Here is a 24,835-nt window from a genome sequence, read left to right as displayed (position 1 = left end):
CCCGTTTTTTATATTTCTGTCTGTGCTTCCCTAACAATTCCATCACTAACAAACTCACTAGTAAATCTTTGCAGTGGTGTATATTCGTGGCGATCTTTGAACTTAACTGGAATTTCCTTAATTACCGCCACCAGCATATTATTTTCAGTAATAAAGATTTGGCCTACCCCCTGAGGTTTACCCTTGGTGTGTTTACCAGTTCTCCAACTATGAAGTTTAAACTCGCCATTCTCGTCTTTTTTTATCATATAGTTTCCCGAATCATCAGTGGTGATTGGAACTCCGATATATTGAAAAACTTCGTACTTTCCCTTCATTTGGATACCTCATTTCTAATTGTGAACAATTTGTGAAGAATAAAGAATTATTTATGAATTTTATAATTTTTCCTAAAGTTAATATTATAATTCTCTCTGTAATAATCAAAGGGGTGATATTTTGGCCAACATCAGAATCGTGACTGATTCGGCAGCATCATTATCTCAATCAAGCATTCGAAACCATGATATCAAAATTATCGATCTTCCAATTATTATTAACGGAAAGCTTTACGGCTCAGTTAAAAACATTTCAAGCGATAAATTTTTACATTTACTATCTAATTGTAGCTCATCACCAGCACTAGGTGGAGCAGATGTTTCAGAGTTAGCCAACCTTTACGATGAACTCGGAAGTGACGGCAGCCAAATCATCTCAATTCACCTTAGCAGCACCCTTTCGCCAACTTACTACACCGCGCAAGATGCCGCTAAGATATCTAGTAGTGATGTTACTGTTGTTGATAGCATGGCTACGTCTGGAGGCTTGGCATACCAGGTAACTAAGGCGGCTGAATGCATTAAACGCGGCCGAACAGTCAAAGAAATTTTAACCAAGCTCTCTCATACGCGGACAAAAACTAGAACGTTCTTCTCAGTTTCAGATAATAATCAATTAATCAGTAAAAACATTATCAGCAAGCTTCGTGGTGCCATTGAAAGCAAATTAAAAACTTCATACATTTTTCAATTTGTAGACAATAATTTTGACTTGATAACTCGTAGTCAAGCAGGATGTTGTATCGAAGATTTTTGGAATGAACAATTGCTAAAAATGCATGATGAAAACATTGTTAAACTAACGGTTCTTCATGCTGGGGAAGAAAAATGGGCCAGTCTGATTAAGAAAATGTTAGAAAAAGAGTTTCCGTTTGTCCCGATTGAAGTTCGCATAACTAAGCCAGAAATGGCCAGTTATATGGGATTACGCTCAACAGGATTAACTTATCTATTAGGATAAAACAATCGAATATTCAATACCAAAACCGCCATCGCATCTTCAGCTAATTGAAAATGTGATGGCGGTTTTTATTGTACGAACATCTTGGTCATTAGGAAAAAGTAGCCCTTATTCCTTTTCTACCTTTTTCTTCGAACTGAACAATCCTTGGAAATAATTGTCGTATGTCAATCTATCTAATCCGGGCAAGGTAATTGGAATTACTAGACCGATTACGATTAGGCCAAAGATCAGCCCCATTGCAAGTTGAATTAACGTTAGTTGACTAGATGTCATTAATGACGCAGCGTTGGCAATAACAACTGAAATAGCAAAAATAATTACAGTTCCAAGTAACCCAGCAGATACCTGCATTTTTGCAGTGAAGGACTGCTCACTATTCTGGCGATTCCTAATAAACAGGTAAAGCGAGTAATTAATTGCAAATGCAAACAGCAGAATAAAGAGCAAGTAAGGAACGCTTGCAGTCAATTGATGCTGATCCAATAGATTACTGCTCATCCACTTTGAGAAACCAAGTGACATCAAGTAGGTAACAAAAGCCACAATCCCAACGTAAGCTGCCTGAAGAATCGATGCCGCAACGAACATTGACAAGACAATCAATACCCCAGCAAAAATCAGCGCTGTTTTATTAAAGTTTGCTTTTGAAATACTCCGTGCATCTTGAATCGTTGATGGCACACCGCCAACAACTACGGTAGCGTTCTGTAAAGTAGTTGCTGCAAGGCTTGCCTTCAATTGTGAGCTAACATCATTGATGTATTGAAGTGACTCACTTGAATGTGGATCCTTGTTCAAAATCACATTAATTTTTGCAGTCTTTTTATCATCAGACAAGTACTTCATGACCGCTTGTTGGAAGGTTGCGCTATTCAAAACATCTTTAGGAATGTAGAAAGTTTGGCCTGCTGGCGACTTTGCCATTTCATCCAAAAAGTCTTTTGATTGGCCGATTTCTTTAGTTGAATCAGCAATCTGAGTACCGAAGTTTTGAACCCGTGATTGAATTGAATTAAGTTCCATTTCAAAGTTTGAAATTCGGCTGTTAGTACTATCAGTCCGCATTCCAATTCGGTTCAATGCATCATTCATCTTATTTTGTTGAGCTTGATCAACCATTGAGCGTTGCAAAGCATCCTTAACGACTTCCCGTTGGAACCTTGTCATTCGTTTGTGTCTAAACAACTGCAGCTCTGCCTGTACCTGCTGAACTATCTGAGATGGTGTTTCCGTAACATTATTAGCTGCATTAAGCGTTTGGATTCGGTTAACTTCGTTAGTAATGGAACTAACAGTCTTGCTTGCTTTTGAAAGTGGCTTACTATCAATCTTAGTTTTCTTTAGTCCCTTAGCCACACGGTTTAAGGCGTTCGAGCTAGCACCGATACTTCCAGTAACGATTTGGATTTGTTCCTTCATGTAAAGCTGCTGAAGTGGCTCGCCCTCAGGTTGAGTGACCGAATTGATTGAGCTGACCATTTTATCGTTTTCCAATTGGGTTGTTACCCTATCGATTTCGCGTAGGTCGGCATCATTATCTAATTTATGATCTGATTTAATGTAAACGGTAAGTGGTTCAGCCGTTCCCTTTGGATAATGCTCCTTGATGCTCTTGTATCCTTGAGTAGCTGATGAAGTTTTCGTTGCCACTTCTCTCGTGGGGTCAAACGAAACCTTTCCCCTACTGTTGAGGACAAACGGAATCGCGATCAAGATTACCAACGCTAATGAAATTAGTGGGTACTTGCTTGATTTTGATGATAAGAAGCCCCAACTCTTACTGTAATTATGAGCTGACAGGTTGGTGGATGGTAGGAAAATCTTTTTGCCTAACGCGAAGGTGAAGAATGGCAAGAAAGTAAATACTGCAAGTAGTAAAATAACGATTCCAATTCCCACACTAGCTAATGATTGAATCATTGAGTAATCAATGAAGCCAAGCGAGCCAAACGCAATTGCTAGTACAATTCCTGAAACTAAAATTGATTTGCCGGATTGCTTTCTTGCTGCAATAGTTGCTTCAGTTTCATCTTTTCCGTTAACAAATTGTCGCTTTAATTCATTAAAGAACAGGATTTGATATTCCGTTCCTAGTGCCATCATGACCAACATCAGCACAGCTTGCGTATAGATTGAAACTGGTAATCCATAGCTAATAGAAAGGTTTCCAACTACACATAATGATACGTAATACGCCATAAGTGTAGTGATGAGAGAAATTACGGGTAGGATTAATGATCTGAACACCAAAACCAAGATCAATAGAATGAAGATTGAAATAATAATTTCTGCCTTCGTAATTCCATGTTTTACCTTATCATTAGTTTGTCTTTGAATCGTATCATAGCTGGTAACGTAAGTTCTTAAAGTTGGCGTTTTGGCCGCCGCAATCAAACGGGCGTTCATCGTCTTGATTGGGACCTTCTTGTCCACATTTAAGGTGATAATTTGTGTCGTACTGTCTTTAGCAATCAGCTGCTTTTGTGAAGACGTAGTATCCGGTGGTGTAACCATCGACTTAATTCCCAATTTCTTCTGGTGATTCTGAATCTTGCCAATCGTTGAATACATTTTGTCGACTTGCTCAGAATTCAGCTTCTTTTTAGAATTAAACACCACAATAACTGGCCGCGTGCCACGCTCAGTTTTATGAAATTTGTCCCCAATTTTCGCTGCCACTTGGCTTTGCATGGAGCTCGGAATGTGGGTTTCTCCCTTTTGATTAACCAAATGGCTAATGCTTGGCATGTAAGCAATGCTTAAAATAATCACAATTAGCCAAGCAATGATTATTCCTATGTACCTTTTGAAGAATTTACTCATATTCTTTCTCCTTATTCCACACGAAAGATTGTCACCAAAATAAAAGCCAATCATCTAAAAAATTAGCGATTGGCATTGTATAGTAAAACGTATTTGGGTTAATGTTATTAAAAATTTGCTTAAACATTAATTTGGCAAACAACCGAACTTCCCTCTACGAACAGTGAACACACGTGTACTAAACCGCAATTATTGATTTATTTTTCGGATTTTTGTGATTAAGATACACAAATCCCCTACTATAAAATTTAAGTTATTATAAATAAAATTATAATTGAGATTAGCAATAAGTCAATGTATTCCGGGGAATCTGGACAATTAAAAAAAGTTTTAGTTTGGCACTTTTAGTAATTAGTATTTGGTAATGCTAGATGCTACTTTCTCGCTTGATAAGCTCGTTTGATACAACAACCTTTTCAGTAGTCTGCTTACCGGTTTCAATGGCGTTCTTAACCATATTAAGTGCCACTTCACCCATTCTGGTAGTCTCAACCTTAACCGAGCTAAGGGCAGGAATAACGTACTTGGCGATGGAAGTATCGTTAAAACTGACGATACTAACATCTTCTGGAATCCGCTTTTTCTTCTCAGTCAACGCCTTCACGGCACCAACTGCCATTGCGTCGTTTGAAATAAACAGCGCCTTCGGAAAAGCATCCCCCATCGTCTCCAACCTATCCAGTAATAATTCATATGCACCATCTAAAGTATAGTCAGCTGTAAAGACGTCTTCTGGTTCGAACAATCCTTTTTGCGACAAATAATTCTTAAATGTGGCAACCCGCGGATCGCTAATTGTAAGTTTGCCATCGCTAGTGGATTCCGTTCCCGAAACCATCCCAATATTGGTAATTCCTGCATCAATAAAACTATCAATTACATTTCTAGTTGAGTTGTCAAAGTCAGTCACTACGCAGTCGTATCCCTTAGAAAGCGTGTCAAAGTCAACGAAAATTAGTGTTTCAGACTTTTTGGCCAGTTTCTTGATTTGGGCATCACTGTATTTACCAATCGCAATAATTGCCTTAACGTCACCAATATCGTTTAGAGAATCGTTGGCAAAATACTGTTTCACCTTAAAGTTTTCCTTAGCCGCAGCCTTTTCTGCACCCATTCTGATAGATAAGTAGTATAAATCATCTAACTCCTTAGTTTCTGTATACCACTGGACAATCGCGATTGTATCCTGGGCAGAGACTTTCCTGCGATTTTTTGTGTATGACATTGATTCAGCAACCTGAAAAATCTTTTTTCTGGTAGTTTCACTGACTGATAATGATTTATCATAATTTAGTACTCGAGACACCGTCGTAATTGATACTCCGGCTTTCTCGGCAATATCTTTTATAGTAGCCATGATGTTTTCAACCTTTTCGTTCAATTTATTTTACTAAAATAAATATATTTTGTTTACCTTATCAAGTCAAGCCTTTGCGACTATTATTAGGATTTATCCTAGTAAAATCATTGACGTACCGTAGGTAAATTTTTATAATTAAGCTAAAAATAACGGGAGGCCATTACATTGGATACTGCTCAGACTTTATATGAAAAATGGACCAAGCAACCTAACTTACCAGAAAACTTACTAGAAGACTTAAATAGCTTAAAAGGAAACAACGACAAAATCGAGGATGCCTTCGCAGCCCCATTATCATTCGGAACCGCTGGAATGAGAGGATTGCTAGGTGCCGGCATCAACCGGATGAACATCTACACAGTTCGCCAAGCAACTGAAGGGTTAGCTGCCTTCATGGATACTTTGGATGAAGCAACTCGTGACCGTGGCGTTGCAATTAGTTTTGACTCACGTTACCAATCATCAGAATTTGCTCACGAAGCTGCCAGAGTACTCGGAGCTCATAACATTAAGTCATTTGTATTCGATGACATTCGCCCTACTCCAGAACTATCATTTGCAGTTCGCCATCTACATACTTATGCAGGAATCATGATCACCGCAAGTCATAATCCTAAGCAATACAATGGTTTTAAAATTTATGGTGAAGATGGTGGTCAAATGCCACCAAAGGAATCAGACTTGATTACTTCATACATTCGTAAAACCGAGGATCTCTTTTCCATTAAAGCTGCCCCAGAAGGTAAGCTTAGAGAAGCTAAATTAATGAGTATCATTGGTGAAAACGTTGATTCTGCATACCTTGACGAAGTAAAAACCGTAAACATTGATACTGAGTTAGTAAAAAGCACCGGTAAATCTATGAAGTTTGTCTACACGCCACTTCACGGAACTGGCCGCGTAATCGCCCGTCGTGCATTGGAAGAAGCAGGATTTAGTAATTATTCTGTTGTTAAAGAACAAACAATTGCCGATCCCGAATTTCCAACTGTCCCATTCCCAAATCCTGAATTTCCACAAGCTTTTGACTTAGCAAAGGAACTTGGGAAGAAAGTCGACGCAGACGTTTTGATTGCTACCGATCCCGATGCTGACCGCCTTGGTGCTGCAGTCCGTTTGCCAAACGGCGATTACCAACTATTGAGTGGTAACCAAATTGCCAGTGTTCTTTTAAACTACATTTTGACTGCCAAGAAAAATTCGAACACCTTGCCTAAAGACGGCCGGGTTGTAAAATCAATCGTTTCAACTGAGTTAGCCGCAAAAATTGCCGATTCATTTGGAATTGAAACTAAGAACGTGTTGACTGGATTTAAGTTTATTGCTGAAGAAATCCACAAATACGAAACCAATCATGACCATACCTTCCTGTTTGGTTTTGAAGAAAGTTTCGGTTACCTCGTTAAGCCATTTGTTCGTGACAAGGATGCAATTCAAACCGTTCTACTATTAGCCGAAGTTGCTGCTTACTACAAGAGCCAAGGCAAGACCCTTTACGATGGTGTCCAAGAAATGTACAACAAGTACGGATTCTTCGCTGAAAAGACTGTTGCTAAAGAATTTGACGGGCTTGACGGTAAGGAAAAGATGGCTCACATGATGGATGAATTGAGAAACAACCCAATTACTGAACTCGCCGGCCACAAAGTGGTTAAGCACGCTGACTACTCAACATCAACTGAAACAGCAGCTGATGGTTCAACTACCAAGATTGATCTACCACAATCAAACGTACTCAAGTACTGGTTTGATGATGAAACTTGGTTAGCAGTTCGTCCTTCAGGAACAGAACCAAAGATCAAGTTCTACCTTGGCCTGGTTGACAAAACTGAAGATGCCGTTCAAGCTAAGTTATCTGAATTTGAAAAAGAACTGGATAAACAAATTAACGCATTGATTAATAACTAGTTGTGTCGTAAATAATTTAGGCATAAGTAGACGATAAGGAGCACTACGACTGAATCGAAGATTCATGTAGTGCTCCTTTTTTGTTTGAACAATCACTTGGCATTTTTTTCTGAATCAGAGTAAACTTGCTTTGTTAGAGAAAAACATTCGAAAAACTTGCTATGCAATACCTTAATGGGTGCCAGCAGTGGCACTCATTTTATATGCAATTATTTTTAGGCTGGCAAGCGGTAAGAATTATTATGAGGAGATGCTTATTTGGAACAAAAAATCGAACGGAAAACGTACCTAGCCATTTTTGCGACTGCACTGCTATCTTTCACTGGGATCCTGACTGAAACATCAATGAATGTTACCTTCCCAGAGTTAGCAAAACAATTCTCAGTTTCATTGGATATTCTACAATGGATTACAACTGGTTACTTATTGATGGTAACTCTGGTTATGGCAACCACCTCATTTTTATTGAAGAAATTTCCTGCCAAAAATCTCTTAATCTTTGCGGCTACTTCATTCATCATTGGGGATATACTGTGTGCCATTGCAATGAACTTCCCAGTCCTGTTGGTTGGAAGATTGATTCAAGCAATTGCGACTGGATTATCAACTCCAATTATGTATCAAATTATTTTCGCTAAAATTCCTCAAAATAAGATTGGAACTATGACTGGAGTCGCTGGAATGGTAATTTCATTCGCTCCAGCTCTGGGGCCTACCTATGGGGGAATCGTTGCTACCATGCTAGACTGGCGAATGATTTTCTGGTTAGTATTACCAATTGTGGTTGCTAGTTTGATATTGGGTTATCTATACGTTGATTTGGAAAATTCTGGAACCGACAAATCATTTGATACGGTCAGTCTAATTTTGATTGCCATTTCATTTACAAGTATCGTGATTGGAGTTAGCCAAAGTGGTTCAGTCGGAATTGGTAACATTAAGGCCATTGCACCAATTGTGTTAGGAATCATTGCAATTGCAGCCTTCTTATTTTCAAATGGCCGGGGGAAATCACAACTCTTTGATTTGTCCATTTATAGTTCCGTTAATATCACACTATCAACCATTACCTACTTCATTCTTCAATTTATCAACATCGGGATTTCTTTCTTAATTCCCGTGTATTGTCAGTACGTAATGCACACCAGCTCAATGGTTTCGGGCTTGATTTTGCTACCTGGAGCTTTGGTCGGTGCCTTCACATCACCATTCGCTGGTAAGTTGGCTGATACCAAGGGATACGCACTACCAATTATCATCGGGACCTGTGCAGTAACCCTCGGAAGCTTACTCTATTTCTTAACTCAAAGCTTACTAGGTTCAATTCTAGTTGCCGCCCTATACATTTTCTTACGGTTTGGGTTCAACATGGCATTCTCAAATTCAATTGGAAATGCAACAACCTTAGTAAAGCCTCAAAACAGTCCGGACGTAAATTCAGTGTTCAACATGCTACAACAATATGCTGGATCATTAGGTGTCGGCATCTTGGCTGCGATGCTGTCTAACGCACAACTACGCGGAACTGGTAGCTTTATCAGTCGGACATTTGCTGGTGGTCAAATTGCGTTTATCTTCTTGGCAGTCCTCGGCGCAATCGCCACTGTGTCTGCCATCATTAACTTTACGATGCAAAACAAAAACACTACAAAACGGGAATATTAAAGCAGCTGTGAGGCCAACGGAAAGTTGGCCTCACTTTTTTTATCAGTAGCCAACCAAATAACATGCTAAAATAGTAGTTAAGAATAATGTCGGGAGGTTTATATCATGGCAGATAAAAAAGTCGATGTAATTATTATTGGTGCCGGCCCAGGTGGTTTAGCTGCCGCTTACGGTCTGGCAAGCAATAAAACTGTCCTTGTAGTCGAAAATGATCTCTGGGGTGGGACTTGTCCTAACCGTGGATGTGATCCCAAAAAGATGCTTTACAGTGTTGTACATACTAAGCAGCAAGCTGCTGACCTAGCCGCAGTTGGTTTAAAAAGCGATTCCAGTATTAACTGGGAAGAAATGATGGAATTTAAAAAACAGTACACAGAAAAAATTCCTTCCGGAACCCTTGATGGACTCAAGTCCGCAAATATTTTAACTGAGCACGGCAAAGCGACCTTTATTGACGAAACAACTATTTCGGTTAATGACACTAGTTATCAAGCTGATAAATTTGTCTTAGCCACCGGACTTCATCCAGCAATTCCTCAAATTGAAGGAAATGAGTTTATTCACACCAGTGCAGACTTTTTAAGCATGCCACATTTGCCTGAAAAGGTTGCCTTTATCGGTGGTGGTTTTGTTGGTATCGAACTAGCAAACATCGCTGCAGAATCCGGAGCTGAAGTTCACCTGATTCAGCACAATGATCAAGTTCTTAAACGATACCCAAAGGAACTTACAAGTGCTTTAGTGGATTCAATGAAGGATCACGGTGTTCACTTCCACTTTGATACCACATTATCATCTATCAGGGAACGTGCCGATGGGGACTACGAACTGCTTGGAGAAAATGACTTTAGTATCGAAGTAGACGAAGTGTTTGCCGCAATGGGTCGGGTTCCTAAGCTCGATTCTCTAAACTTAAACGTTGCCGGCGTAAATTATGATAACCACGGCATCCAAGTTAACGCATTCTTAGAGACATCCAACCCCAACATCTATGCGGTTGGTGATGTTGTTAACCGTTCGCAACCTAAACTAACCCCAGTTGCTTCATTTGAAGGGGCATACGTTGCTGAAGGAATTCTTACCAATAATGACCACGATTCAATTCGGTATCCTGCAATTCCTCAAGTAGTATACTCATCGCTACAAATTGCCACCACCGGAGTTTCACTTTCTGAAGCCGTTGACAATCCATCTTTGTACACCGTTAAAACAGTTAAGACTGGTAGCTGGTACACATTTAACCGAATTCAAGATCCAAATGCAGTTGTCATTACTGTTCTAGACAAAAAGAACAGCACAATTGCGGGTGCAACCGTACTGTCTAAAATCGCTGACGAAATCATCAACTACTTTACATTTGAAATTAACCAAAAAGCAGATAAGCAAGCAGTAGCCCATCAAATTCCTGCTTACCCAACTCCAGCTTCTGACATGACTTACTACCTGTGAGCTTTTTGAAAATCTGCCATAAACCTCAACAATTCAGACTGAGTTAGGTAGCCAGCCGAGATTTGTCCACGCATAATTTTTACCTCTCCCGCCTGATTAATCAAAGAAAGTACATCGCCTACCGTAGCGGTTTCTTCAATCGAAGGAACCGTTGCGGTAGTTTTTTTATCTTGGGTTAAGTAACCCATCAAAGCTAGCTTATTTAGGTAAACCCCGTAGATATCGTGAGCCAGCGACTTGGAAAACATCTTTGCCACAAAGTCATTGGCTGGCGTTGACACAATCTCACTTGGCGAACCAATCTGTTCAACTTTTCCCAGTCTCATAACCGCAATCTTGTCTCCCAGCTCTAGAGCCTCATCCATATCATGGGTGACAAAAATTATTGTACTATGAGTATTTTCATGGATTTTTTTTACTAATTCTCGAAGTTGTCGCCGCGAAATTGGGTCAAGCGCACTAAAGGGCTCGTCCATCAAAATCAGCTTGGGGTTGGCTGCAAATGCCCTTAAGATTCCGACCCGTTGCTGCTCTCCCCCAGAAAGGTCTGCCGGCATCTTTTGTAAATATTGTTCGGGATCTAGATCCACCTCCCGAAGCAATTGTTCCGCAAGCAGCTTAGTGGCCTTTTTATCCTTCCCGCGCATTTCAGGAATTAAGGAGACATTTTGCTGAACCGTCATGTTCGGAAACAGGGCAATATCTTGTAAAACATATCCAATTGAAGTTCTCAATTCCCGTAAATTATATTCCGCCGTGTTTTTGCCATGGAAAGTAATCGTCCCGCTGGATGGTTCAATCAATCTGTTAATCATCCGCAAAGTGGTGGTCTTCCCGCTTCCGGAAGAACCAACCAAAACGAAAAACTCACCATCGTTGACTGTCAAAGACACATCAGCAACTCCTAGTTGATCGCTAAACTGTTTGCTAACGTGGTCTAACTTTAAAATCGGGTCCGTCATATTAACGGTCACCTCCAATCAAGCGATGCTTAACCAGATAATTCTTCGCAACAGAGGCAGCCGACCTCTTCAAGACGTTAACTTCATAATTCATCTGTTGCATCTGTCGTTCACTAATCTTTCCAGATAGCTTATTTAGTGCACTAACAACTCTAGGATTATCCTGGGCAAACTTATGTTTCATCAACGGTGCCCCCTGATATACGGGGAACAGATTACGATCATCCTTTAAAGCCACCAAGTGATACTGGCGAATTTGCGAGTCTGTTGAGTACCCGTCCACGATATTCACGGCTCCCTTATTGATTGCTTCATATCTCAAATCCGGATCCATCGATTTGTATTTAAACGCCAAGTTATATTTTTGTTTGATACCTTTGTAACCATCTGGCCTGTCAATAAATTCTAGGTCAAAGCCCGCATGAAGGCGACTTTCCACCCTTCTCAAATCAGAAATCGTTTCAAGGTGGTACTTATTGGCGAAGCTTTGCTTAACAACAAGTGCGTAGGTGTTGTTATACTTCATCGGTTTTAAATACTGCATTTTAAACTGATTATTCAAGCTGTGCTTGGCAGTATCATAAATTTCAGTAGCCGGCATCTGTTGCACATCGTATTTGCCCTTTACTAAGCCCTGGAGGACCGTTCCAGTAAATTCTGGGTAAATGGTTATCTGGTCTGATTTTAGGGCATTGAAAAGAAAACTAGTTTGTCCAAAGTCAGGTTTCAACACAACATCTGCTCGCGGGTTGTCATCCTTGATCAAGTCCTTATACATATTGATTAAGATTTCTGGTTCTGAACCCATTTTCCCAGCAATAACTATTTGTTGGCTAGAGTTTTGAATGGTCTGAAAACCGCTAATCCCTAAGAACGCAAGGAGAACAACTCCAATTGAAATTAAAATCGTCCGTAACCGTAATCTTTGAAGTAACTGGATCAGCAAACTAAAGGCAATTGCCAGCAACGCCGAAGCAATGGCACCAATTAAAGTCATTGAATTATTATTTCTACTAATTCCCAACAAAATAAAAGTTCCTAAACCACCTGATCCGATCAAAGCTGCTAAGGTTGCAGTTCCAACAATCAATACCATTGCCTGACGGATTCCAGTCAATATTACTGGCATCGCAATTGGCAACTCAACTCTACGTAGTTTTTCAAACCTCGTCATTCCAAAAGCATCGGCTGCTTCCTCCAAGGAGTCATCAATGGACGATATTCCCACAAACGTATTTTGATAAATCGGAAAAATTGCGTAAATCACCAACGCAATCACCGCTGGCACTTGGCCAATTCCAACAATCGGAATCAATAGTCCTAGTAAAGCTAGCGAAGGAATCGTCTGTAAGACCCCAGCAAACTGATTCAATAATTCTGCAATTCGCTTATGTTTCTGGACAGCGATAGCAATTGGAATCGCAATAATCATCGCAATCAGCAGCGATACTAGCGATAGCCAAATATGCTGGCCAATTGCCTGCCAAAGGTCAGCCCGCTTTTCAATTAAAGTTTGCACAAATTCAGCCATTGTTTACTCCAATCAAAAACTTATTGTTTATACACAAAGAGGCCAGATTATCCGGCCCCTAATTTATTACTTAAACTTCACCAAGGTTGTTAAAGTACTCAACTTCAATGTCGTCATCATTAATTTTTAGTTTCGTAACGCTACCGTTAGCAGTTGCTTCACCAATATCCAACTTAGGCGCATAACGATCAACGATTGATCTAATTGTCATTCCGTGGGAAACAATTAAGATTTGATCACCATCATTGGTGTTTTCGCGAATCTTGTCAAATCCATAATTAAGGCGTTCCCAAAACATGGCGTTATTCTCAGCGTGATTGTATAAATCTGCTCGATGAATCAAATCTCGCGCACGCTCCAACCCAAAGTTCTTTAAGACTTCACTTTCGGTCGTTTCTTGGACTTGGACCCCAACAAACTGCCACATCTGGCTTAAATCGCTACCTTCAAAGTACCCGTGAAACTGCTCCCTTAATTCGGGATACTGATAACTAACAATATTCATATTATTTGGATTTTGTTTCATGATCAATCGAGCCGTATCAATTGCCCGACCTGAATCACTACTGAATGATGCGGTGAAGTTAATGTCCTTGAGCCGTTTACCGGCGTTTTTGGCATCCTCAATCCCTTTATCAGTCAATGGTGAGTCAATCCACCCTTGAACCCGGTTATAGTAGTTTAGGTACGTTTGCCCGTGACGAACCATGTATGCGGTAACTGTCATTATTGATCATCCCACTTCCTAGATTTATGCCTTAATTATAACCTAGTTTAGCAATTGTTCCATGGGGTTAGTTTTCTACACTTTTGATTTGGGCATACATTTTTTCTTCCGGATAAAAATGAATCAAAATAATTAATAAGACATATAGGGCTAATGGAATCCAAACATAGTTTAAGTTGATCATCGAAATCGTACTAGAATTTTGGGCGTGATTTGGAACGTAGCCGGCTAAATCAAACAAACCGGCAGTTACCAGACCACCGATCCCTAGTCCTAGGTTTACGCCAAAATCGTTACTTGACGACAGAAATCCCTCGGCCTGAGCTCCCAAGCTAATACCATAACGAATCGTATCAGAAAGCATAATCGACACTAGCCCAACAATCATCCCTTGGCCAATACTGTTAATCAAAATTCCCGCAAAAATTGTTATCAACGTCTTGCTAATAACCCCAAACATCAAGAATATCTGGCCAATCAAAGCAATGAGCATTCCGGTTCTCATCGTTCGTTTATTGCCGACATGATCAGTAACTTTCATAATCAGAACCACGCCAATCAGCGATGAAAAGGTAAAACTATTTGCCCAGGCCACGAGGCCTTGGTCATTAAATACGTATTTAAAGTAATATACGGTCGTTTGATTTTTAATCGCCGTCACAAGCCAGAAACAAAAAATAATCAGGGATAAAATAATCCAGGGCTTGTTATGGGCAGCCAAATTAAGAACCACCTTAAATGGACGGTGCGCTATCTCGGCAACAGTATGGCGCTCACGAATATGAAAAAACGTGTTTAGGATTAAGAAAAGAGAAATTGCAGCAAACAAAATCATCGTCAACAGAAAACCCTTTTGCTGATTATGTCCGCCTAGAGTAGCGACCAATGGCAGCGTGAATACCGCCACCACGATTTGGATAGCACTCCCACCAAACTGACGAATCACTCCTAACAAAGTTAACTCTCGTTGGTTACGTGACATTGTTGGCAGTACTGATGTTATCGGTAGGTTAACCGCGGTATACAAAAATCCTAGTCCCAAATATGTAACGTAAGCCCAGGCAAGTTTTCCAGCTGGACTGAAATCAGGCGTAACGAATGTCAATACCGCAAAAACTGCATAGGGTAACGAATACCATAGAAAGAACGGTCGACTCTTACCAAATCGTGAGTGGGTTTTATCGATCATCCAACCAACTACTGGACTTTCAAAAACATCAGCAATTCTCGCGATCAAAAATAGTACGGCTACATCACCTGCTTTTAATCCATACACATCCGTATAGAAAAATAGCAGGTACGTGGTCATTACTTGAAAAACTAAATTATCAGCTGCGTCACTCAGCCCATAGCTAATTCGCTCGGGCCATTTCGTTTCATTTTCCACGTGGCAACCCTCTAATCAATCTATTTTTTACGGTTTAAAAGCTCGTCAGTAACTGCATCGTTGACCCAATTCCAGACAGCATGACCAGCAGCTTCAGAAATGTGTTCCTCAGCTGGTTGCTCCTTAACACTTGGAACAACCCCCATTGCTGGCATCCCAAGCAAATGGGCACCTGCCCAAACACCTAGGCCCCAGAACACTCCTCGTCCAAGTTTAAATAATGGAACGTAATGTCCTGCAACAGCGTACATTGCTCCAAATGTCGATGAAAAAGTAAAGTGAACCACTAAACTCATCCAAGGGATTTCATGATTAGAATATGTGTAAGTGGCATGTGATTGCTCCTTACTCATCCCCATCTTTTCCAGAGTAGCCTGTGGTGGGTTAGTAGCATCTCGTTCTGGCGTTCTTGGTGGAAGTAATGCTTCCCAGCCTAATTTGACAAAGCCAGAAACTACGCCGGCTGCGGCACCTGCCGCAGCAATTTTTATAATTGAAGTTTTCTTAGTCATCCTAAATTCCTCCAAACTAAATTGTTTACAACTTATCTCAATTACTATTGTATATCATTTTTTATCAATAATCGGAATAAATTTTATTAATTTTACTAGTTATCCAGGTTTAATGTTGATGAGCGTAGAAGTGTGAATTAAAAAGGGTTGGGAAAAATAAAAATACCGGCATAATTTCAAAAAATGAAATTACAACGGCATTTTTTCTTTTATCATGATGTTTGCTACACACAGTATTTGTCGTACCAATCAACCATGTGGGTACTGGTGGCCAATCTCATAAACCATTTCTGGCTCTTGGCTAATTCTGGTATTTTTGTTCATTCCAGCAATCAAGCTCATTTCCTCATCAGTAAGTTCGAAATCGTAAATTGAACCATTTTCAACAATGCGGTTTTCATGCACTGATTTAGGAATAAACGAGTTACCACGTTGTAAGTGCCAACGCAAAATAACTTGAGCTGTCGATTTTTGGTGAGCATTGGCAATTTGAACCAATGTAGGATCATCAAAGATTCGACCTCGACCCAATGGAGCCCATGCCTGAGTTACAATGTTGTTTTCCCGGTTAAATTCAAGCATTGATTCTTGAGACAAGTATGGATGGTTTTCAATTTGATCAACTACTGGCATTTCATTTGCCTTTGTTTTCAAATACTCAAGGTGAAGCATTCCATAATTACTTGTTCCAATCGATTTAACAAGGCCCTCTGCCTTTAATTGTTCAAAAGCACGCCATGTTTCAAAGAAGTGTTGATGAATTGGCCAGTGAACCAATAGCAAGTCAACGTAGTCTAATTGAAGTTTCTTAAGTGATTCTTCAAACGACTTCATTACCCCATCGTAACCCTGGTTTTCTTCGTCAATCTTAGTGGTTACAAAGATTTCCTTTCTGTCTGCACCTAATTCTTTTAAAGCTTGGCCAACAGCTGCTTCATTTTTGTACATTTGAGCGGTATCAAACAATCGATAGCCGGTATTGTAGGCAGTCTTAACTGAATTTATCAGTTGCTGCTCATCAGTCATCTTGTATACTCCCAGGCCTTGGATAGGCATTTCATTGCCATCTGCGAGTTTTACTCTGGTACCAATATTAAAATTGCTCATGAATATCCTCCAACAAATTAAATATGTTTAATAACCCGTGCTGGATTTCCGCCAATTACGACATTATCACCGAATGACTTCGTTACAACAGCGCCTGCTGCAATTGTAACATTATTTCCGATGGTTACACCTGGAACAATTACTGCATCCCCACCAATCCAGACATTGTCGCCAATCGTAACTGGTTTGGGAAACTCATAATTTTGATTTCTCTCAACTGGATCAAGTGGATGATTTACAGAATAGATATGGGTTCCTGGGCCAAACATGCAATTATCACCAATGGTTATTTTACCAACGTCGATAAAAACACATCCATAATTGGCAAAGAAGTTTTCCCCAACCGAAACGGTATATCCATAGTCACAACGAAAATCAGGTTGAATGTCGATCTGCTCACCAGTATTAGCAAAAATTTGCTTAATTATTGCTGCTGATGCCTCTGGATTTTCCTTGGCAACTTCGTTAAATTGGTTCACCAATTTACGATTTTTCTTCCGATCACTTGCTAGTTCCGGGTCGGTATTTAAATACCGCTCGTTATTTAGCATTTTTTCCTTTTCTGTCCTACTCATCTACAGCAACTCCTATAACAAACAAAGGGGCGTTCTATTTAGAACGTCCCTTTGCAAAATTTTTAATCTAACTGATTATTCGTTGATGTCCTTGAATGGTAAGTCGAACATTTCAGCTAAGTCAGCGATTTGTTGTTCTCTGTTTTCACCGAATACAAGAACTGTGTGGTGACCACCACCGTACTTGATCCATGAAGTTGCACCATGCTTCAAGCCAACCTTTGGAGTCCACATTTGCTTAGCAACTGGAAGATGTGGAGTGTCTTTAGGAGCCTTGTTAGCAGTAACAGGGTAACCAATCATGTTGTATTCAGTACCAAAGTCAGATACAGTTACGTCGTAAGCTTCACCTTCGCGTCCAGTAAATACAAGACGTGCAGGATCATCTTTACCACCGATATCCAATGGGTGAACTTCAACACGAGGTTTGTCTGAAGCGATTGTTGGGTCAACTTCAAGCATATGTGAGCCAAGGATTGCTTCCTTACCCTTTTGCAATTCAAGAGTGTAATCTTCCATGAATGCAGTCAATTCGTTGTGAGTCATGATCTTCAATAAGCGTCCAAGAGCAGCTGTCTTCCAGTCACCTTCGGCACCGAATCCATAACCTTCAGCCATCAATAATTGAACTGCAAGTCCTGGTAATTGTTCCAAACCGTAAAGGTCTTCGAAGTTAGTAGTGAATGCTGAGTAGTTACCTTTGTCAAGGAAGTTCTTGATTCCGAAGTATTCACGGATTTGGTAACGTACTGAGTCTTCGTACTTCTTGGCGTCGTTGTCGCCTTGAACAAATTCGTATTCTTTTTGTAATTCAGCGTATTTAGCATCGATATCGCTATCTGATACAGCGTTAACTTCTTGTACTAAGTCACCGATACCAAAGTAATCAACAGTCCAACCAAATTGGATTTGGGCTTCAACCTTGTCACCTTCAGTAACAGCAACGTTTCTCATGTTGTCTCCAAAACGAGCAACCTTGATCTTGAAGCTTTCGTTGTAAGCTACAGCAACGTCTTCCCAATCAGCAATTTCTGATTGAACTTCTTCGTCACCCCAGTAACCGTAAACGATCTTGTTGTGTTTTTGTAGACGTGAGTTGATGAAACCATATTCACGGTCACCATGAGCACTTTGGTTAAGGTTCATGTAATCGAAGTCGATAGTTTCATATGGAATGTGGTCGAGGAATTGAGTAGCTAAGTGAAGTAAAGGCTTTTGCAATAACTTAGTACCACGGATCCAGTTTTTGGCTGGTGAGAATGTGTGCATCCAAGTCATAACACCTGCAACGTTGTCGTTGTAGTTTGCTTCTTTCATAAAGCTTGTGATGCTATCAGCAGTAGTAGCAACCATCTTGAATACTACCTTGTAAGGTAATTTGCCACTTGCATTTAATTTGTCCACGATTTCGCGGGCATCTTTTTCAACTGACTTTAATTGTTCTTCACCATAAAGGTGTTGACTACCAGTTACAAACCAAAATTCATAATCAGGAACTTTTAACATAATAATGTCTCTCCTCTATATAATTATTTCTGAAATCCGTGCGACCCGTGTTTCATGTAATGGTATCGCTTACAAATATGATTATAAAATATTTGTCCGCATAAATCAACAGGTAAAATTATTTATTAGCACAAGAATTTGAAATCGGTTTCAAAAACGCTGATTTACCGCTATTCCAAGCATAATAATTTATCTAAATTGGGTTCTAACAAATCGCCAATTCCATAAAAAAAGTGCGTCCCTACATTGTCGCTTGCTGAAAATATAGGGTCACACTTCTAATATTCAGATACTATTTTTTAGATCTTTTCTTAACTATCTTCTTAACCGAATCACGCTTAACCAGTTCAGCTTCTAAAACCTTTGGCTTAGACTTAGATCCCTTATTAATCATCGATAACAGCATCTTAGCAGCGTCAATCCCAAGTTCTCGCTTAGGATGCACCATTGTCGTTAAGCCAGGACTAATGTATTTAGACAACTCATAATCATCAAACCCTGCTAAGGAAATGTCATCCGGAACAGAAATCCCCATTTTGCTGAGCAACCCTAAAACCTCAATTGCTAACTCATCGTTATAGCAGACAATAGCAGTTGGTCGAGTCGCATTTTCGCTAGAAATTCTTTCTTTAACCTGGTTCAAAACACTATTGATATCATCACTAGAACGATACATCATAATATCCCCTAGCGAGGCGATGTTTGGTCGATTTTGATAGGCTTTGACAAAACCACTCATCCGGTTAACTCCCTGGCGGTCATCAACCTGGAAAATTCCCATTATCTTTTCATGTCCAACATCTAATAGATGCTCAATGAGTTGCTTTTCAGCGTTTTCATCATTTAACTCTACATATGGAAATGGTAGTTCAGCGTAATGTGAGTTGATAAAGACAACCGGCTTACCAGCTTCCTGAATTGTCTGGTAAATATCCAAGTTCGGATTATCCAATGTACTTTGAGTGGGCTCAACAATAAACCCCGCAACATCATTATCCAACATATTGATCAAGCTTTGACGCTCTTTATCGTGTTGATCATGTGTATTTCCAATTAGTACGGACATACCTTCGTCAGAAATAACTTGATCGATTCCACTAATAATATTTGGGAAAATATAATCAGCAATGTGTGTTGTGACAACTCCGACAGTCCGATTTAGCTTTAAATCAGAGTCTTTATTAACCCAGTCAGCAACGTACATTCCGCCACCCTGAACTCTTTCAATGTAGCCCTCGTGTTCAAGATCCCCCATGGCTCTCCTGATTGTGTACCGACTAACACTAAACATGTCCATTAGTTCAGACTCAGTTGGCAACTTATCATGAATCATATATTTGCGCCCAACTATGTCGTGCTTTAGGCCTTTCTTCACTTTTGAATACTTAGTTTCCATATGTTTCCCCTGTCGTTACAGATTATTAATTGTATTATATCATTCATTTCTAAAAATTAACCAAATTTGTTATTACTTTATCATGTATTTTTCCAACAAGTCGCTTAAAATGCTTTAATTTATTGGTTTAATTTGTTAGGTAAGTAATAAAACATGTCATGGTATTTGAAATTATCCGTATGAATTACGTTAGAACAATTGCGCTCTCCACCAAAATAGAATTATAATAAGATTAAGCGTTTTCATTTCGCTAATATTTTTTTCAATCTAAGGAGATTAACATGGAAGTTACTAAAACAAACTTCGGTTCTTACAAAGGAACCCCTGTTGAAAAATACACAATTACTAACTCAAACAATGTTTCTATTTCAGCACTAACTTTAGGTGGTGCACTTTATGAATTTTTAGTTCCCACTAAAGATGGCGGTAAGAAGAACTTAGTTATCAACTTCGAATCACCAGAAAAATACTTAGATAATCCATTCTACTTCTGTATGGCAATTGGTCGGACTGCTGGTAGAACAACTAAGGGAACTTACACCTTGAACGGCAAGACTGTTCACCTAGACACAAACGAAGGTGAAACAACCCTTCACGGTGGGCCAAACGGCTTCTCATCATTTCTTTGGGAAGGCGCCATCGATGGTGACAAAATTGTTTTATCAAAACACATTGCATCATCACATGATTCATTCCCAGGTGATCTCGATGCTAAAATTGAATATTCATTGAGTGACGATAACGAACTTACAATTAAGTACACCGCTGAAAGTACAGAAGACACATTGTTTAACCCAACTCAACACATCTACTTTAATTTAGGTGATACCGATAACGTTAAGCAACACTCTCTTCAAATCAATGCAGATAAACACCTAGACTTAAACAAAGACGACAAAACACCAACTGGCAAGCAGTTAGACGTTAACTCAACAGTGTTTGATTTTAATTCGGCACAAGAACTTGGTTCAGCAATTGAAAAGAAAGAATCACAAACTGGTAGTGCGTTTGATGATATTTTTGTTATCAATGATCATCAAGCTGACCAACCAATTGCAGTGCTTAACGATTCAGCATCTGGTCGTAAAGTATCAATTAAGTCAGCTCGTAATGGGCTAGTTGTCTTCACGCCGGATGACCTTAGCTCAATGAGCTTTAAGGAATACGGAACTGGTAAACCATACATGGGAGTTGCACTAGAAGCGCAAAACCTTCCAGATGCTGTGAACCACGAAGGATTTGGTGATATCGTGCTTCCTGCAGGTAAAGAGAAGAGTTACGAAATTTCGTACAAGGCCGAGTTTTAGGCAACGCTACAGAAATCTTCGATTTCGTGGTAGCGTGCCCGCAACGATGACGCTTACTAATCGGCACGAATAGTGGCGGTTAGTCGCGACAGAGACTGCGTGGAGCCTACAGGAATCTACGATTCCGTAGTAGTTCCCCCACAACGATGACACATACTGAGCGTTTCGAGTAGCGGGATTCACTCCTGATGCTCACTGTCACTCGCAATAACCACTGTATAAAATTTACAATAGCTTCATCAACACAATCACAAAAGCCAGCCACAATTCTTTTAATTACAAAGGACTGTGGCTGTTTTTTTACACAATATAACGAATTTATTAGCAAATTAAAAATGGTTCGGGATCACAGTCCCGAGCCATTTATTTTAATAGAAATATTATTTTCTAGTACCTTGCTCTTCAATTTCTTCAAGAGTACGTCCACGTGTTTCAGGAACACAGAACTTAGTGAAGGCAACACCAATGATACAAATTACACCAAAGATAGCGAACACTGCTTCTTGTGGCATTGATGCAGTCATGATTGGGAATAGCAAACCAACTAACCATGAACCAATCCAGTTAAATGATGAAGCTAAACCTGATGCACGACCTCTAATTGCCAATGGGAAGATTTCACCAACGATAACCCATGTAAGTGGAGCCCATGTGAATGAGTAGAATGCAACATAGATACATAGGAACACAACAATCATCATTGGGTTAGTGTGTGGCATCATCCAGTTAATAACAGCTGGAAGTAAGAATGAAAGACCCATGACAGTACCACCCATCATGATAAGGGTTCTTCTGTTAAAGCGATCGGCAATTGCGATGTAGAGCAATGAACCAAGAACCAAGATAACACCTTGAATAATTGGCCACATAAGTGCTGAACTAGCGGCATTACCAGTAGCTTTTTCAACAATCAATGGAATGTAGTAGAAGATGGCGTTAGCACCTTGGAATTGTTGGAATGCAGCAACACCAATACCGGCGATAACAAGGTAACGATACTTACCACTAAACAATGTTGCCCATGATGTTGAAACGGCAGCTTTCTTTTCATCTTGAGCAGTTTCCTTAATGTCAGCAAGTTCTTTGTCGATTGCTGAGTCATCTTTACGGATGTAAGTTAACACTTTACGTGCTTCATCTTCGTGACCAGTTCTAACTAAGAAACGTGGTGATTCTGGCAATTTCAAAACTCCGAAGTACAAGATCAAAGCTGGAACAGCAGCCAAACCTAACATTAATCTCCATGCCCAGTGTTCTGGAAGGTCCTTAAGCAAGAAGTCAACGATATATGATAGCAACATTCCTGAAACGATCATAGTTTGGTTCAAACCTGATAATTGACCACGCAATTTTGCGGGTGCCATTTCTGACATATAAGCAGGAACCAAAGCTGAAGCAGCACCAACGGCTGTACCTAAGAAAATCCGCACAATGATTAAGTAAAGAGTACCGTTGTGAGGAGAAACTCCTGACAATACAGAACCAATAACGAAAATCAAAGCTGAAATCAAAATCATCTTCCGACGGCCAAGTCTATCAGACAATTGACCGGCGATAGCACCACCGAAAATAGCACCGAACATAACGGCTGAAGTAATCCAACCAACAACTCCTGCACTGTTTTGCAAACTCCAATCAATTTGCAAGAATGGTAGCGCACCGGTCATAACACCGATATCGTAACCAAAAAGGATTCCACCGAATGAACCAAAGAAGTATATGAAACCACTTGGGATCTTTTTTTCTTTCTCCATAGTTATTCTCCTAAACAATATTTTTTATATTGATTAACCTAAACATAAATATTACGGCCATAATATTTTTTGGTGTAAAACGTCACTGAAATGATGGCAGACACAGTGGTTTTGCAACGCACTAGCTTATATTTCAAAGTATAGGTAACGCTTACAAAAATTATAATATATTATTTGTACGTATAAATCAAGGAAGCGGTTTCTAAAAATGTAAGCCTTTTCGTCAACCACCCCTTATGCCCCAAGGGATTGGCTTATACGGATAATTTTTAAAAATATTTTTTAAAAAATAAAAACGGCTTCATACCAGTATTTGAAACTACCAAGTATGAACCCGTTTTAATCTAATTTTGATATTTAAACACATCGCGCACCATGGCAATTTCTTCATCGGCAGGAATCAGAAACACCTTAACTTTCGAATCTGGAGCACTCATGTCACCCGGCTGTTGGGCATGATTTTTCTCTTCATCAAGTTTAATTCCAAACCAGCGCAATTTTTTACATACTTCTGAACGAACCCATTCATCGTGTTCGCCAATCCCACCTGAGAACACAATGGCATCAACCCCATCTAGTTCAGTAATGTACGAAGCAGCGTATTTAATTACCCGAGTTAGGAACATATCAAGCGCTAATTTAGCCCGCGAATCATCAGATTCCTCAAGGTCGCGCATGTCAGATGAAATCCCAGATACTCCAAGCATTCCTGATCTTTCGTTAAACATTTCAATAATTTCATCAGCGGAGGCGCCCATTCGTTTCATCAAAAATGGCACTAAAGCTGGATCCACGTCTCCTGCTCTAGTTCCCATCAGGAGCCCGTTCATCGGGGTGTAACCCATTGAGGTGTCATAACACTTTCCATCACGCTCAGCGGCAATTGATGAGCCAGAACCAAGATGTAAAGTGACAAGGTCTGCTTTATCGGTTCCCAACATCTTCATTGCCTCTTGAGTAATGTAAGTGTGGTTTATTCCGTGTTCTCCATAACGTTGGATTCCAAACTTTTCTGTGAGTTCGTGAGGAATCCCGTATTGGCCATTCATCTCAGGAACATCATGGAAAAAGGCACTGTCAAATACTGCATATTGCTTAACGTCAGGTAAGATCGAAGCAACGATATCGATATATTTAGCCTCACTCGGATTATGAATTGGAGCAATTTCTCCCAAATCAACAATTTGTTTGAGTGTTTGGTCATTAATTTCAGCTACCTTATCAAATACATTGGCACCGGCAACTACCCGGTGAGCAACCGCTTTAATATCACCTAAATGTTCGATAACATTAAGGTCTTTCAAACGATTAAGCATAATTCCGGCAGATTGTTCATAATCAATCTTATCTTGCTCTTCCTTATAAACTTCACCATCTCCATACTTGATTTTCACTTTAGAGCCTGGCATATTAAGTCGTTCAATTTCTCCTGATGCCAATACATCTTCGTTTGGCATTTCAAATAGTTTGAACTTTAATGAAGAGCTTCCTGCGTTTACAATCAATATTTTCATAGTCTAGTCCCCTAACGTAGATTGATGATACCTCTATTAAACCATAGATTGGGCTTAATGAAAAACGCTTA

19 protein-coding genes are annotated in these 24,835 nt (G+C 39.8%); 5 read left to right on the top strand and 14 right to left on the bottom strand.

Annotated elements, in window-relative coordinates:
* Positions 1–8 precede the first annotated feature (8 nt).
* Positions 9–317: a DUF7671 family protein gene (locus PL11_RS05020; RefSeq protein WP_035167782.1), complete on the bottom strand. Its 309-nt coding sequence runs from the start codon at positions 315–317 to the stop codon at positions 9–11.
* A gap of 121 nt (positions 318–438) precedes the next feature.
* Here PL11_RS05020 and PL11_RS05015 point away from each other — a divergent pair, with 121 nt between their 5' ends.
* Positions 439–1,278, top strand: coding sequence for a DegV family protein (locus tag PL11_RS05015; protein ID WP_035167781.1), 840 nt, complete (start codon positions 439–441; stop codon positions 1,276–1,278).
* A 108-nt stretch (positions 1,279–1,386) separates the two neighbouring features.
* On the opposite strand, the gene PL11_RS05010 is transcribed toward PL11_RS05015, so the two are convergent.
* Positions 1,387–4,104, bottom strand: coding sequence for an MMPL family transporter (locus PL11_RS05010; RefSeq protein ID WP_035167780.1), 2,718 nt, complete (start codon positions 4,102–4,104; stop codon positions 1,387–1,389).
* A gap of 367 nt (positions 4,105–4,471) precedes the next feature.
* Positions 4,472–5,461, bottom strand: a complete 990-nt coding sequence (locus PL11_RS05005; protein ID WP_035167779.1) for a LacI family DNA-binding transcriptional regulator — start codon at positions 5,459–5,461, stop codon at positions 4,472–4,474.
* Between the two features lie 168 nt (positions 5,462–5,629).
* Here PL11_RS05005 and PL11_RS05000 point away from each other — a divergent pair, with 168 nt between their 5' ends.
* The 3 genes from PL11_RS05000 to PL11_RS04990 all read left to right on the top strand — a co-directional run bounded on the left by PL11_RS05000 (position 5,630) and on the right by PL11_RS04990 (position 10,486).
* Positions 5,630–7,372, top strand: a complete 1,743-nt coding sequence (locus PL11_RS05000) for a phospho-sugar mutase (protein ID WP_035167778.1) — start codon at positions 5,630–5,632, stop codon at positions 7,370–7,372.
* Between the two features lie 258 nt (positions 7,373–7,630).
* Positions 7,631–9,037 (top strand): MFS transporter, encoded by a 1,407-nt coding sequence (locus PL11_RS04995; RefSeq protein ID WP_035167777.1) that lies wholly within the window; start codon positions 7,631–7,633, stop codon positions 9,035–9,037.
* 105 nt (positions 9,038–9,142) lie between these two features.
* Positions 9,143–10,486 carry a dihydrolipoyl dehydrogenase family protein gene (locus tag PL11_RS04990; protein ID WP_035167776.1) on the top strand — a complete coding sequence of 448 codons (1,344 nt, stop codon included), beginning with the start codon at positions 9,143–9,145 and terminating at the stop codon, positions 10,484–10,486.
* Here the strand turns inward: PL11_RS04990 and PL11_RS04985 are convergent.
* From PL11_RS04985 to PL11_RS04945, 9 genes are all read right to left on the bottom strand, one after another.
* Positions 10,477–11,448 (bottom strand): ABC transporter ATP-binding protein, encoded by a 972-nt coding sequence (locus tag PL11_RS04985; RefSeq protein ID WP_035167775.1) that lies wholly within the window; start codon positions 11,446–11,448, stop codon positions 10,477–10,479. The genes PL11_RS04990 and PL11_RS04985 overlap by 10 nt on opposite strands.
* Before the next feature lies 1 nt (position 11,449).
* The gene (locus tag PL11_RS04980) at positions 11,450–12,979 is read right to left on the bottom strand and encodes an ABC transporter permease/substrate-binding protein (protein ID WP_035167774.1); all 1,530 of its coding nucleotides are present in this window, start codon (positions 12,977–12,979) and stop codon (positions 11,450–11,452) included.
* A gap of 70 nt (positions 12,980–13,049) precedes the next feature.
* A complete protein-coding gene (locus PL11_RS04975; protein WP_152638998.1) occupies positions 13,050–13,709 on the bottom strand; it encodes a histidine phosphatase family protein in 660 nt (219 codons plus the stop codon).
* Positions 13,710–13,773: 64 nt separating this feature from the next.
* A complete protein-coding gene (locus PL11_RS04970; RefSeq protein ID WP_035167772.1) occupies positions 13,774–15,093 on the bottom strand; it encodes an MFS transporter in 1,320 nt (439 codons plus the stop codon).
* Between the two features lie 20 nt (positions 15,094–15,113).
* Positions 15,114–15,605 (bottom strand): DUF1440 domain-containing protein, encoded by a 492-nt coding sequence (locus tag PL11_RS04965; protein ID WP_035167771.1) that lies wholly within the window; start codon positions 15,603–15,605, stop codon positions 15,114–15,116.
* A 249-nt stretch (positions 15,606–15,854) separates the two neighbouring features.
* On the bottom strand, positions 15,855–16,712 hold the full coding sequence (locus PL11_RS04960) for an aldo/keto reductase (protein WP_035167770.1): 858 nt from the start codon (positions 16,710–16,712) through the stop codon (positions 15,855–15,857).
* Positions 16,713–16,729: 17 nt separating this feature from the next.
* Entirely contained in the window at positions 16,730–17,287 is a 558-nt protein-coding gene (locus tag PL11_RS04955) for a sugar O-acetyltransferase (protein WP_035167769.1), read from the bottom strand.
* Between the two features lie 75 nt (positions 17,288–17,362).
* Positions 17,363–18,793 (bottom strand): L-arabinose isomerase, encoded by a 1,431-nt coding sequence (gene araA / locus PL11_RS04950; RefSeq protein ID WP_035167768.1) that lies wholly within the window; start codon positions 18,791–18,793, stop codon positions 17,363–17,365.
* Positions 18,794–19,085: 292 nt separating this feature from the next.
* Positions 19,086–20,189: a GntR family transcriptional regulator gene (locus PL11_RS04945; protein WP_035167767.1), complete on the bottom strand. Its 1,104-nt coding sequence runs from the start codon at positions 20,187–20,189 to the stop codon at positions 19,086–19,088.
* A gap of 281 nt (positions 20,190–20,470) precedes the next feature.
* On the opposite strand from PL11_RS04945, the gene PL11_RS04940 reads away from it, so the two are divergent.
* The gene (locus PL11_RS04940) at positions 20,471–21,496 is read left to right on the top strand and encodes an aldose epimerase family protein (RefSeq protein ID WP_035167766.1); all 1,026 of its coding nucleotides are present in this window, start codon (positions 20,471–20,473) and stop codon (positions 21,494–21,496) included.
* Between the two features lie 380 nt (positions 21,497–21,876).
* Here PL11_RS04940 and PL11_RS04935 read toward each other — a convergent pair whose 3' ends face one another.
* Positions 21,877–23,250, bottom strand: coding sequence for a sugar porter family MFS transporter (locus PL11_RS04935; protein WP_035167765.1), 1,374 nt, complete (start codon positions 23,248–23,250; stop codon positions 21,877–21,879).
* Positions 23,251–23,594: 344 nt separating this feature from the next.
* Positions 23,595–24,764, bottom strand: coding sequence for an acetate/propionate family kinase (locus PL11_RS04930; protein ID WP_035167764.1), 1,170 nt, complete (start codon positions 24,762–24,764; stop codon positions 23,595–23,597).
* Positions 24,765–24,835 lie beyond the last annotated feature (71 nt).

This window comes from Lentilactobacillus curieae, from assembly GCF_000785105.2.
Classification (GTDB): domain Bacteria; phylum Bacillota; class Bacilli; order Lactobacillales; family Lactobacillaceae; genus Lentilactobacillus; species Lentilactobacillus curieae.
This window is presented reverse-complemented; position numbering and strand designations above follow the sequence as displayed.

What these genes read in the sequence shown, in the direction of transcription:
- PL11_RS04990 (WP_035167776.1), top strand. Translation starts at nt 9,143, where the DNA reads ATGGCAGATAAAAAAGTCGATGTAATTATTATTGGTGCCGGCCCAGGT.
- PL11_RS05010 (WP_035167780.1), bottom strand. Translation starts at nt 4,104, where the DNA reads ATGAGTAAATTCTTCAAAAGGTACATAGGAATAATCATTGCTTGGCTA.
- PL11_RS04940 (WP_035167766.1), top strand. Translation starts at nt 20,471, where the DNA reads ATGGAAGTTACTAAAACAAACTTCGGTTCTTACAAAGGAACCCCTGTT.
- PL11_RS04930 (WP_035167764.1), bottom strand. Translation starts at nt 24,764, where the DNA reads ATGAAAATATTGATTGTAAACGCAGGAAGCTCTTCATTAAAGTTCAAA.
- araA (WP_035167768.1), bottom strand. Translation starts at nt 18,793, where the DNA reads ATGTTAAAAGTTCCTGATTATGAATTTTGGTTTGTAACTGGTAGTCAA.
- PL11_RS04945 (WP_035167767.1), bottom strand. Translation starts at nt 20,189, where the DNA reads ATGGAAACTAAGTATTCAAAAGTGAAGAAAGGCCTAAAGCACGACATA.
- PL11_RS05020 (WP_035167782.1), bottom strand. Translation starts at nt 317, where the DNA reads ATGAAGGGAAAGTACGAAGTTTTTCAATATATCGGAGTTCCAATCACC.
- PL11_RS04985 (WP_035167775.1), bottom strand. Translation starts at nt 11,448, where the DNA reads ATGACGGACCCGATTTTAAAGTTAGACCACGTTAGCAAACAGTTTAGC.
- PL11_RS04935 (WP_035167765.1), bottom strand. Translation starts at nt 23,250, where the DNA reads ATGGAGAAAGAAAAAAAGATCCCAAGTGGTTTCATATACTTCTTTGGT.
- PL11_RS04960 (WP_035167770.1), bottom strand. Translation starts at nt 16,712, where the DNA reads ATGAGCAATTTTAATATTGGTACCAGAGTAAAACTCGCAGATGGCAAT.
- PL11_RS04955 (WP_035167769.1), bottom strand. Translation starts at nt 17,287, where the DNA reads ATGAGTAGGACAGAAAAGGAAAAAATGCTAAATAACGAGCGGTATTTA.
- PL11_RS05005 (WP_035167779.1), bottom strand. Translation starts at nt 5,461, where the DNA reads ATGGCTACTATAAAAGATATTGCCGAGAAAGCCGGAGTATCAATTACG.
- PL11_RS04965 (WP_035167771.1), bottom strand. Translation starts at nt 15,605, where the DNA reads ATGACTAAGAAAACTTCAATTATAAAAATTGCTGCGGCAGGTGCCGCA.
- PL11_RS04980 (WP_035167774.1), bottom strand. Translation starts at nt 12,979, where the DNA reads ATGGCTGAATTTGTGCAAACTTTAATTGAAAAGCGGGCTGACCTTTGG.